Raw genomic sequence first — 11,237 nt, forward strand, 5'->3', positions numbered from 1 at the left:
GCACTTCGGCATGCGCCTACCCTGGGCCGCATGCCCACGCTGATCCTCGTAAGGCACGGACGCTCCACCGCCAACACCTCGGGCGTGCTCGCCGGCTGGACGCCGGGCGTCGCCCTCGACGAGCGCGGCGCCGCCCAGGCCGCCGCACTGCCCGGCAGGCTCGCCGGACTGCCGGTCTCCGAGGTGGTCACCAGCCCGCTGCAGCGCTGCCAGGAGACGGTCCGGCCGTTCCTCGAAGCCCGTCCCGGTCTCACCGCCCACACGGACGAGCGGATCGGGGAGGCCCACTACGGCGACTGGTCCGGCCGCAAGCTCGCCGAGCTCAAGGACGACCCGCTGATGGACGTCGTACAGGCGCATCCGTCGGCGGCCGCGTTCCCCGGTGGCGAGTCCATGCGCGCCATGGCGACCCGCGCCGCCGAGGCGGTACGCGAGTGGAACGCGCGCGTGGAGCGCGATCACGGCGCCGACGCGGTCTATCTCATGTGTTCGCACGGTGACATCATCAAGTCCCTCGTCGCCGACGCACTCGGTCTTCATCTCGACCTCTTCCAGCGGATCTCCGTCGAACCGTGTTCCATCACCGCGATCCGTTACACCCGCCTCAGGCCGTTTCTCGTTCGTCTCGGGGACACCGGGGATTTCGCCTCGCTCGCTCCCCGCGCGGAACCTCCCGGGGAAGACGCACCGGTCGGTGGCGGCGCCGGCGCGCCGTGATCGTCAGCCGCAGTAGGGTGAAGCGACCCGTGCGAGCGGTCCCGTAGCCGCCGCCACCCCCGCCCGTTCCCACGTACCCCCGATTCCCATGGAGACAGGACGTGTCCCGTCAGGTGTTCCTCTACGACCCGCCGGACCGCTTCGTCGCGGGCACGGTCGGACTGCCCGGACGCCGTACGTTCTTCCTCCAGGCCACGGCCGGCCCCCGGACGACCAGCGTGGCCCTGGAGAAGACCCAGGTCGCCGCGCTCGCCGAACGCATGGACGAACTCCTCGACGAGGTCGTACGCCGTAGCGGAGGCAGCGCGGCCGTCCCCGCCGTCGCGCCCAACGAGATCACCGACACGGCCCCGCTGGACACCCCCATCGAGGAGGAGTTCCGCGTCGGCACCATGGCGCTCGCCTGGGACGGCGACGAGGAGCGCATGATCGTCGAGGCGCAGGCCCTGGTGGAACTGGACGCCGACTCCGAGGAGGACCTCGCCGAGGCCGAGGAACGGCTCCTCCAGGACGAGGAGAACGGGCCCCCGATGCTGCGGGTCCGGCTGAGCGGCGCGCAGGCCAGGGCCTTCGCCAAGCGCGCCCTGGACGTCGTCAACGCCGGGCGGCCGCCGTGCCCGCTGTGCAGCCTCCCGCTCGACCCGGAAGGACACGTATGTCCGCGCCAGAACGGATACCGCCGCGGAGCGTGACCGCCGCCGACCTGCTCGCCCGCGGTGAGCTGAAGGTACGCGGCCGGATCCGCGACGCCTCCAACGCGGCGCTGTTCTGCACGGTCGCGTTCGACGGCGAGGAGGCGTCCTGCGTCTACAAGCCGGTCGCCGGGGAACGCCCGCTGTGGGACTTCCCCGACGGCACCCTCGCCCAGCGCGAGGTGGCCGCCTACGAGGTCTCCGAGGCCATGGGCTGGGACCTGGTCCCGCCGACGGTGCTGCGCGACGGCCCGTACGGCGAGGGCATGTGCCAGCTGTGGATCGACGTCGACCCGGAAGGCGCCGAACTGCTGGCGCTGGTCGACGCCGAGGAGCCGGAACCGGGCTGGAAGGCCATCGGGTTCGCCGAGGTCGGCGACGGCAAGACCGCGCTGCTGGTGCACGCCGATGACAACCGGCTGCGCCGGCTCGCCGTCCTCGACGCCGTGGTCAACAACGCCGACCGCAAGGGCGGCCATCTGCTGCCCACCGCCGACGGCCGGCTCTACGGCATCGACCACGGCGTCACCTTCAACGTCGACAACAAGCTGCGCACCCTGCTGTGGGGGTGGGCGGGCGAGCCGCTCACCGGCGAGGCCGTCGAGGTGCTGGAGGGGCTGCGGGAGGCCCTGGCCGGGGCCCTGGGGACCCGGTTGGCCGAACTGATCACGCCGGCCGAGCTGGACGCCGTGCGCGCCCGTGTCGAGGCGTTGCTCACTTCCGGGAAGCACCCGGAACCGAGCGGCGAGTGGCCGGCCATCCCCTGGCCGCCGGTGTAGCGCCCACCAGCACATTCGGTCCCAGAGATCAAGAGTGCCTTCCCGGCCGTCCGGTTCGTATACCGAACTCGGGTCCGGTTACGCTCATGTACATGCATGCCTGGCCCGCTTCCGAGGTCCCCGCCCTGCCTGGTCAGGGCCGCGACCTGAGGATCCACGACACCGCGACCGGCGGTCCTGTCACCCTCGACCCCGGTCCCGTCGCCCGTATCTATGTCTGCGGCATCACGCCGTACGACGCGACCCACATGGGTCACGCGGCGACCTACAACGCGTTCGACCTGGTTCAGCGCGTGTGGCTCGACACCAAGCGGCAGGTGCACTACGTCCAGAACGTCACGGACGTCGACGACCCGCTGCTCGAACGCGCGCAGCGCGACGGCGTCGACTGGGTCGCCCTCGCCGAGCGGGAGACGACCCTCTTCCGCGAGGACATGACCGCCCTGCGGATGCTGCCGCCGCAGCACTACATAGGCGCGGTCGAGGCGATACCGGGCATCGTGCCGCTGGTCGAGCGACTGCGCGACCTCGGTGCCGCCTACGAACTCGACGGCGACATCTACTTCTCCGTGGAGTCCGACCCGCACTTCGGCCAGGTCTCCGGCCTCGACGCGGCCGCCATGCGGCTGCTGTCCGCCGAGCGCGGCGGCGACCCGGACCGCGCCGGCAAGAAGAACCCCCTCGACCCGATGCTCTGGATGGCCGCCCGCGAGGGCGAACCCAGCTGGGACGGCGGTTCCCTCGGCCGCGGCAGGCCGGGCTGGCACATCGAGTGCGTGGCCATCGCCCTCGATCACCTCGGCATGACCTTCGACGTCCAGGGCGGCGGCTCCGACCTGGCCTTCCCGCACCACGAGATGGGCGCCTCGCACGCCCAGGTGCTCACCGGCGAGTTCCCGATGGCCAAGGCGTACGTGCACGCCGGCATGGTCGGGCTCGACGGCGAGAAGATGTCCAAGTCCAAGGGCAACCTGGTCTTCGTCTCCCAGCTCCGCCGGGACGGCGTGGACCCGGCCGCGATCCGGCTCGCCCTGCTCTCCCACCACTACCGCGCGGACTGGGAGTGGACGGACCAGGTGCTGGCGGACGCGGTGGCGCGCCTCGACCGCTGGCGCGCGGCCGTCTCCCGCCCGGACGGCCCGCCCGCCGAGGCCCTGGTGGAGGAGATCCGCGAGGCCCTCAGCGACGACCTGGACGCACCCGCGGCCCTGGCGGCGGTGGACCGCTGGGCGGCACTCCAGCAGGAGCGGGGCGGCACGGACACCGGCGCACCCGGGGTCGTGTCCCGAGCGGTGGACGCCCTGCTGGGCGTGGCCCTCTGAACTGACGCAGGCCCGAGGCCGGCACTCAACAGGCAGGGGCGGTACGCACAACGCGTACCGCCCCTGCCTCAGTCCTCGGCGTCTCAGTCCTCGGCGTCTCAGTCCTCGGAGGTCCCGGTCCCTGGAGGTCCCGGTCCCTGGAGGTCCCAGTCCCCGGAGGTCTCAGTCCCCGGAGGGGTCCTCGCCGTCCGGTCCGGAGCCCCCGTCGGCGTCCTCGCCCTCCTCGGCGCTTCCCGCGTTTCCGGTGCTCCCGGGCATGTCAGGCTTCGGCGGGCGCGGCGGCCGGGCCTTGCCGCCCGGGTTCCCCGGGTTGTCCCGCAGATACGGCGGGCTGTCCGTGCCGTCCGCCGTGGCGTGCCCGCCGGGCGGGTTCACGTCCCGGCGCCGCAGATAACGCTCGAACTCCCGGGCGATCGCCTCGCCGGACGCCTCCGGCAGCTCGGCGGTGTCCCGGGCCTCCTCCAGCGTCTGCACGTACTCGGCGACCTCGCTGTCCTCGGCGGCCAGCTGGTCCACGCCGACCTGCCAGGCGCGCGCGTCCTCGGCCAGCTCACCCAGCGGGATCCTCAGGTCGAGCAGGTCCTCGAGGCGGTTGAGCAGGGCCAGCGTGGCCTTCGGGTTGGGCGGTTGCGAGACGTAGTGCGGCACCGCCGCCCACAGCGAGACCGCCGGGACGCCCGCGTGCGTGCAGGCCTCCTGGAGGACGCCGACGATGCCCGTCGGACCCTCGTACTTGGTCTCCTCCAGATCCATCCGCTGGGCCAGGTCGGAGTCGGACGTGACCCCGCTGACCGGCACCGGGCGGGTGTGGGGGGTGTCGCCGAGCAGCGCGCCCAGGACGACCACCAGCTCCACGCCCAGCTCGTGGGCGAAGCCGAGCAGTTCGTTGCAGAAAGACCGCCAGCGCATGGACGGTTCGATTCCTCTGACCAGCACCAGGTCCCGCGGCTTCTCCCCGCCGACCCGGACCACCGACAGCCGCGTCGTCGGCCAGGTGATCTTGCGCACGCCGGCGTCCATCCACACCGTGGGGCGGTTGACCTGGAAGTCGTAGTAGTCCTCGGCGTCAAGGGCCGCGAACACCTCGCCCTTCCACTCGCGCTCCAGATGCGCGACCGCGGTGGAAGCGGCGTCGCCGGCATCGTTCCAGCCTTCGAACGCGGCCACCATGACTGGGTCGATCAGCTCGGGAACCCCCTCCAGCTCGATCACCCAGTGCCTCCTTCCGACGTGCCCTCGCGTACGTCCCAACCTTACGGCGTCGAGCGGGGGCGCCCGCAGCCCCCTTGCACGGGGGAGTGAACGGATCACTGCCCCGTTCGCCCCGCTCGAACACCCCGTCGCGACCGGTAACCGGCAACGGACGGCAAGCGCTTCACCGGCCCGCCGCGGCCGGCCGGCCCGCGCGTCACAGGCTGCTGCGCAGCCACTGCTCCACGCTCGCGATGTGCACGGTCGCCCAGGAACGGGCCGCCTCCGCGTCCCGGTCGCGCAGCGCGGCCAGGATCGCCCGGTGCTCGTGCAGCGTGCGCGCCACCGCGTCCTCCTGGGTCAGCCCGCGCCATATCCGGGCCCGGGTGGTCGGCCCCGACAGCCCGTCCAGCAGCGAGCAGAGCACCGAGTTCCCCGAGCTCTGCACGATGCCCCGGTGGAACTCCAGGTCGCACGCGACCAGTTCCTCCACCGAGGGCGCGGCTCCGAGCGCGTCCAACTGGGCGCCCAGCGCGTCCAGTTGCTGCTCGCTGATCCGGGAGGCCGCCAGCGCGGTCGCGGCCGGTTCCAGGATCCGGCGCACCGCCAGGAACTCCAGGACCGTGTCGTCGCGGTGGAAGTCCACGACGAAGCTCATCGCTTCGAGCAGCAACTGCGGGTCCAGGCTGGTGACATACGTGCCGTCGCCCTGCCGTACGTCCAGGATCCGGATCAGCGACAGGGCCCGCACCGCCTCCCTGAGCGAGTTGCGGGACAGGCCGAGTTCGGCGGCGAGTTCGCTCTCCTTGGGCAACCGGTCACCAGGGCGCAGCGCACCGGAGACGATCATGTCCTTGATCTTCTCGATCGCCTCATCGGTGACTGCCATACCGGCCTCCCTGTAGTCCAGACATCCGATGTCTCTGCCACATTATGCGGCCTGGAGAGCCCGGTCGCGGTGCTCCCTGACCGGTCCGCCAGGGGCTTCGCGGGGCCGGGCCGCGGCGCCGGCGGGAACGGGGCCGGGGCATGCGGCGGCAGGAGGCGGGGGGTGTGGTGGCGGGGTGGGTTCCCGGTACGGCGGAGGGGCGGCTCCCCGGGGAAAGGGAGCCGCCCCTCGTGCCGCCCGTCCCCCGGTACGGCGGGGTCGGGACCTCAGCGGTTGCCGGGACGGTCAGGGCAAGGACCCGGCAACCGCCAGTTCAGCGGGTCACTTCTTGTCGAGCAGGTCCTGGACCTTCGCCCGGACGTCGTCCGTGGCCAGGCCGCGGATGGTCAGCGTGGTACGGCGGCGCAGCACGTCGTCGGCGGTCTCGGCCCACTCGTGGTCGCGGGCCCAGGCGACCTGCGCCCAGATCTCCGGCGCGTCCGGGTGGACCCGCTCGGCCAGCTCCGGGTGCTCGTTGGCGATGCGGGCGATGTCGAAGGCCAGCGAACCGTAGTGGGTGGCCAGGTGCTTGGCGGTGTCGGCGGCCATGCGCGGGCCGGGCGCCGGGTTGTCCACCAGCAGCCGATGGGCGACGGCGCGCGGGTTGGCGACGCCGGGCAGCGGCAGCTTCTTCGGCAGCGAGGAGATCGGCTCGAAGTCGTCGCCCAGCGGGTGGCCCGGCAGCGCCTCCAGCTTCTGCATCACGGTGCGGCCGATGTGCCGGAACGTCGTCCACTTGCCGCCCGCGACGGACAGCATGCCGCCCCTGCCCTCGGTGACCACGGTCTCCCGCTTGGCCTTGGCGGTGTCGCCGGGGCCGCCCGGCAGCACGCGCAGACCGGCGAAGGCGTAGGTGATCAGCTCGCGCTTGAGCTGCTGGTCCCGGACGGAGAACGCGGCCTCGTCCAGGATCTGGGCTATGTCCTTCTCGGTGACGGACACGTCCGCGGGGTCGCCCTCGTACTGCTCGTCGGTGGTGCCGAGCAGCAGCATGTCCTCCCACGGGAGGGCGAAGGTGATCCGGTACTTGTCGATGGGGGTGGCCAGCGCGGCCTTCCACGGCGCCGTCCGCTTCAGGACCAGGTGCGCGCCCTTGGAGAGACGGATGGAGGGGGCCGCGTTCGGGTCCTCCATCCGGCGCAGGTGGTCGACCCAGGGGCCGGTCGCGTTGAGCACCAGCCGGGCGTTGACGCCGAACTCCTCGCCGGAGACGGCGTCCTTGAGGTCGGCGCCGGTGACCCGGCCCCGGGTGAAGCGCAGGCCGGTGACCTGGGCGTGGTTGAGGACGACCGCGCCCGCCTCGACGGCCGCGCGGACCGTCATCAGCGCCATGCGGGCGTCGTTCATCTGGTCGTCGCCGTACACGGCCACGGCCTTGAGGTTCTCGGTGCGCAGCTCCGGCACGTCCTGTGCGGCCTTCGCCGGGCTCAGCAGGTGCCCCACTCCGTCACCGAACGCGGAGAGCGCGGAGTAGGCGAACACGCCCGCCCCGAGCTTCGCCGCGCCGTGCGGCCCGCCCTTGTACACGGGGAGGTAGAACGTGAGCGGGTTCGCCAGGTGGGGGGCCACCTGGCGGGAGACCGCACGGCGCTCGAAGTGGTTCTCCGCGACCAGCTTCACCGCGCCGGTCTGCAGGTAGCGCAGACCGCCGTGGAGAAGCTTGGAGGAGGCGGAGGAGGTGGCGCCAGCGAAGTCGCCGGCGTCGACCAGTGCCACCCGCAGCCCGGACTGCGCGGCGTGCCAGGCGGTGGAGATGCCCAGGATGCCGCCGCCGATCACGAGAAGGTCGTACGACGCCTTGGAGAGCTGCTCCCTGGTCTCGGCCCGGCTCGGGTTGGAGCCGGAGGCCGGGTGCGTCCCCAGGGCAGGCACGGACTGCAGGGTGGACTGACTGGTCATGTCGGGTTCTTACTCCTCGTCAGAGCTCGATCGTGAGAGCTGGTGCGCTCTCGTCAGCTCTCGTCGTCCTCGATCCAGCCCATGGTCCGGTCGACGGCCTTGAGCCAGTTCTTGTACTCACGGTCGCGGGTCTCCGCGTCCATGCGGGGGGTCCACTCGGCGGCCCGGCGCCAGTTGGCGCGCAGTTCGTCGGTGCTGGACCAGAAGCCGACGGCGAGGCCGGCGGCGTAGGCGGCGCCGAGGCAGGTGGTCTCCGCGACCATCGGGCGCACCACGGGCGCGTCCAGGACGTCGGCGAGCTGCTGCATCAGCAGGTTGTTGGCGGTCATGCCACCGTCGACCTTGAGGGTCACCAGCTCGTCGCCGGAGTCCTTGGTCATGGCGTCCGCGATCTCGCGGGTCTGCCAGGCGGTGGCCTCCAGGACCGCGCGGGCCAGGTGCGCCTTGGTGACGTACCGGGTCAGGCCGGCGATCACACCGCGGGCGTCGGAGCGCCAGTGCGGGGCGAACAGACCGGAGAAGGCCGGCACGAAGTAGGCGCCGCCGTTGTCCTCGACCGAGAGCGCGAGCGTCTCGATCTCGGCCGCGGTGGAGATCAGGCCCATCTGGTCGCGCATCCACTGCACCAGGGAGCCGGTGACGGCGATCGAGCCCTCCAGCGCGTACACGGTCGGCTGGTCGCCGATCTTGTAGCCGACCGTGGTCAGCAGGCCCGCGTAGGAGTTGATGATCTTGTCACCGGTGTTCATCACCATGAAGGTGCCGGTGCCGTAGGTGGACTTGGTCTCGCCCTCGGAGAAGCAGGTCTGGCCGAACAGGGCCGCCTGCTGGTCGCCGAGCGCGGAGGCGACCGGGATGCCGCCGAGCAGGTCGCCGAGCTTGCCGCCGGTGACCTCGCCGTAGACCTCGGCGGAGGAGCGGATCTCGGGGAGGATCTGCAGCGGCACACCGATGGACTCGGCGATCTTCTCGTCCCACTGCGTGGTGTGCAGGTTCATGAGAAGGGTGCGGGAGGCGTTGGTCACGTCGGTGACGTGCTTGCCGCCGTTGACACCACCGGTCAGGTTCCAGATGACCCAGGTGTCCATGGTGCCGAAGAGGATGTCGCCCGCCTCGGCGCGCTCCTTCAGGCCGTCGACGTTGTCGAGCAGCCAGCGGGCCTTGGGACCGGCGAAGTAGGAGGCCAGCGGGAGGCCGGTCTCGCGGCGGAAGCGGTCCTGCCCGACGTTGCGGCCGAGCTCGCGGCAGAGGGCGTCGGTGCGGGTGTCCTGCCAGACGATGGCGTTGTGGACGGGCTCACCGGTGTTCTTGTCCCACAGCACGGTGGTCTCGCGCTGGTTGGTGATGCCGATGGCCTTGATGTCGTCGCGGGTGATGCCGGCCTTCTGGATGGCCCCGGCGACGACTTCCTGGACGTTGGTCCAGATCTCGTTGGCGTTGTGTTCGACCCAGCCCGGCTTGGGGAAGATCTGCTCGTGCTCCTTCTGGTCGACCGAGACGATACGGCCGTCCTTGTCGAAGACGATGCAGCGGCTGGAGGTGGTGCCCTGGTCGATGGCGGCGATGAAGGGGCCTGCGGTGTGAGCGTCGGTCACTGTGTGCTCCTCGAAGATCCGTGGTGGACAGGCGGTACGGCGCGAGCCTGTGTGTTAAGCGAAGGCGACGTTGTAGATGCCTGCCGCGATGGCTCCGCCGATCAGGGGACCGACCACCGGGATCCAGGCGTAGCTCCAGTCGGAACCGCCCTTGTTGGGCAGGGGGAGGAGCGCGTGCACGATACGGGGACCGAGGTCACGGGCCGGGTTGATGGCGTAACCCGTCGGACCGCCGAGCGACAGACCGATCGAGACGACCACGAGGGCGGTGATCAGGCCGCCGAGCACACCGAGGCCGTTGCCCTTGTCATTGAGGCCCTGCGTGAGGACCGCGAGGATCAGCACCACGGTGCCGATGATCTCCGTGGCGAGGTTCTGCACCGCGTTCCGGATCTCCGGGCCGGTGGAGAAGATGCCGAGGACCGGTCCCGCGCCCTTCTCCTGGGCCTCGACGGCCTTGGCCGTGGTGGCCTGCGCGCCCGGGCCGCCGACGATCTCCTTGTCGGTGAGGTGCGCGTGGAACTGGCCGTAGTAGGCGACCCACACCAGAGCGGCACCGATCATCGCGCCGAGCAGCTGTCCGGCGAAGTAGACCGGGACGTTGCTCCAGTCGCTGTTCTTGATGGCGAGAGCGACGGTGACGGCCGGGTTGAGGTGGGCACCGGACAGCGGTCCGGAGATGTAGACGGCCGTCAGGACGGCGAAGCCCCAACCGAAGGCGATGGCGAGCCAGCCGGCGTTGCGGGCCTTGGAGGCCTTGAGGGTGACGGCGGCGCAGACACCGCCGCCGAGCAGGATGAGTATGGCGGTACCGATGGTCTCGCCGATGAAGATGTCGGAGCTGGACACCCGCGACTCCTTTGTCCTTCGTCCAGGGAAGCCGAACCCCGAGTCCCTTCGGGGTGTTGGCGCCCTCGGGGGTGAGAGCGAATCCGGTCCTTGGCGTTGTCACACTCTAGCGCGTATTGCCGGTAGGTGTTCGACAATGCCGACCGATGGACGGGAGTCTCGCCCCGGCGTCACGCGTGCGTCAAGAGTTCTGTTGTCGAAAGCGCGATCGTTATTGATTGCTGTGAGTTATCGATCTTTGTCGGGTCCGCCCGGCCGGATGTGCTGCGAAAACCCCACTGAACTGCGGGTTTACCCTGCTTTGTCCATTTCAGGGTACGACTGAGGCCGGTCCACCGACAGGCGAACCGGCCTCGTACGACGTTCAGCGGCGCGCGGTCAGAACCGCCCCGCGCCCAGGTCCCGCGACACCGCGCGGGCGCAGTCCCGCACCGCCGCGATCAGCTCGGGCGTCAACTCCCCGTCACGGCACAGCCGTTCCACGGCACCCGTGATGCCCACCGCACCCACCGGCATCCGCCGCCGGTCATGGATGGGCGCCGCGACCGAGGCCACGCCCTCCCAGGTCTCCTCCACGTCGGCCGCGTACCCACGCGCGCGCGTGATGTCGAGGATGTTCTCGAAGGCGTCCAGCTCACAGGTCGTGCGGTCGGTGAAGGGTTTGCGGTCGGCCTCCAGGGCCTCGCTGTGCGCCACCGGGTCGTAGGCCGACAGCACCTTCCCCAGCGCCGTGGAGTGCAGCGGCTGCATCGCCCCGATCTCCAGCACCTGCCGGCTGTCGTCCGGCCGGAAGACGTGGTGCACGATCAGCACGCCCTGCTGGTGCAGGACGCCCAGGTAGACGCTCTCGCCGCTGGAGCGGGCCAGGTCGTCCGTCCACACCAGGGCCCGCGCCCGCAGCTCGTGCACGTCCAGGTAGGTGGTGCCGAGCCGGAGCAGTTCCGCGCCCAGCTGGTAGCGCCCCGAGGCCTCGTCCTGCTCCACGAACCCCTCCAGCTGGAGGGTGCGCAGTATGCCGTGGGCGGTGCCCTTGGCGAGACCCAGTGACGAGGCGATGTCCGACAGACCGAGCCGTCGCTCGCCGCCCGCCAGCAGCCGCAGCATCGCCGCCGCCCGTTCGAGCGACTGGATGTTCCGTGCCATCGCCGTTCCTGCCTCCGTCCCCGGTGGAACTCACCGTCACGACCGCCGTAACCGGCGTTCGGCAATGCCGAACACTACCGGTCGATGTCGACTCGCCGCCAATGGTTGGTCGACACCTGTTA

10 protein-coding genes are annotated in these 11,237 nt (G+C 70.9%); 4 read left to right on the forward strand and 6 right to left on the reverse strand.

The window, feature by feature from the left end:
- Window positions 1-30: 30 nt before the first annotated feature.
- The 4 genes from MB828_RS28595 (at window position 31) to mshC (ending at window position 3,510) form a co-directional block, all read left to right on the forward strand.
- Window positions 31-717: a histidine phosphatase family protein gene (locus MB828_RS28595; RefSeq protein WP_301650725.1), complete on the forward strand. Its 687-nt coding sequence runs from the start codon at window positions 31-33 to the stop codon at window positions 715-717.
- A gap of 101 nt (window positions 718-818) precedes the next feature.
- Window positions 819-1,409 (forward strand): DUF3090 domain-containing protein, encoded by a 591-nt coding sequence (locus MB828_RS28600; protein WP_046732792.1) that lies wholly within the window; start codon window positions 819-821, stop codon window positions 1,407-1,409.
- Window positions 1,373-2,188 carry an SCO1664 family protein gene (locus tag MB828_RS28605; RefSeq protein WP_301650726.1) on the forward strand — a complete coding sequence of 272 codons (816 nt, stop codon included), beginning with the start codon at window positions 1,373-1,375 and terminating at the stop codon, window positions 2,186-2,188. The genes MB828_RS28600 and MB828_RS28605 overlap by 37 nt, the downstream gene beginning before the upstream one ends.
- Window positions 2,189-2,280: 92 nt before the next feature.
- Window positions 2,281-3,510, forward strand: coding sequence for a cysteine--1-D-myo-inosityl 2-amino-2-deoxy-alpha-D-glucopyranoside ligase (gene mshC, locus MB828_RS28610; protein ID WP_133025854.1), 1,230 nt, complete (start codon window positions 2,281-2,283; stop codon window positions 3,508-3,510).
- A 162-nt stretch (window positions 3,511-3,672) separates the two neighbouring features.
- Here the strand turns inward: mshC and MB828_RS28615 are convergent, their stop codons facing one another.
- The 6 genes from MB828_RS28615 to MB828_RS28640 form a co-directional block, all read right to left on the reverse strand.
- Window positions 3,673-4,722 (reverse strand): PAC2 family protein, encoded by a 1,050-nt coding sequence (locus MB828_RS28615; RefSeq protein ID WP_301650727.1) that lies wholly within the window; start codon window positions 4,720-4,722, stop codon window positions 3,673-3,675.
- A gap of 196 nt (window positions 4,723-4,918) precedes the next feature.
- Window positions 4,919-5,590, reverse strand: coding sequence for a FadR/GntR family transcriptional regulator (locus MB828_RS28620; protein WP_046734453.1), 672 nt, complete (start codon window positions 5,588-5,590; stop codon window positions 4,919-4,921).
- 321 nt (window positions 5,591-5,911) lie between these two features.
- The gene (locus tag MB828_RS28625; protein WP_133025856.1) at window positions 5,912-7,528 is read right to left on the reverse strand and encodes a glycerol-3-phosphate dehydrogenase/oxidase; all 1,617 of its coding nucleotides are present in this window, start codon (window positions 7,526-7,528) and stop codon (window positions 5,912-5,914) included.
- Between the two features lie 53 nt (window positions 7,529-7,581).
- Window positions 7,582-9,123: a glycerol kinase GlpK gene (gene glpK, locus MB828_RS28630; protein ID WP_133025857.1), complete on the reverse strand. Its 1,542-nt coding sequence runs from the start codon at window positions 9,121-9,123 to the stop codon at window positions 7,582-7,584.
- Window positions 9,124-9,177: 54 nt separating this feature from the next.
- Entirely contained in the window at window positions 9,178-9,972 is a 795-nt protein-coding gene (locus tag MB828_RS28635; RefSeq protein WP_301650728.1) for an MIP/aquaporin family protein, read from the reverse strand.
- 378 nt (window positions 9,973-10,350) lie between these two features.
- Window positions 10,351-11,115 carry an IclR family transcriptional regulator gene (locus MB828_RS28640; protein ID WP_133025858.1) on the reverse strand — a complete coding sequence of 255 codons (765 nt, stop codon included), beginning with the start codon at window positions 11,113-11,115 and terminating at the stop codon, window positions 10,351-10,353.
- Between the last annotated feature and the right edge of the window lie 122 nt (window positions 11,116-11,237).

The organism is Streptomyces arenae (genome assembly GCF_022343545.1).
GTDB lineage: Bacteria > Actinomycetota > Actinomycetes > Streptomycetales > Streptomycetaceae > Streptomyces > Streptomyces humi.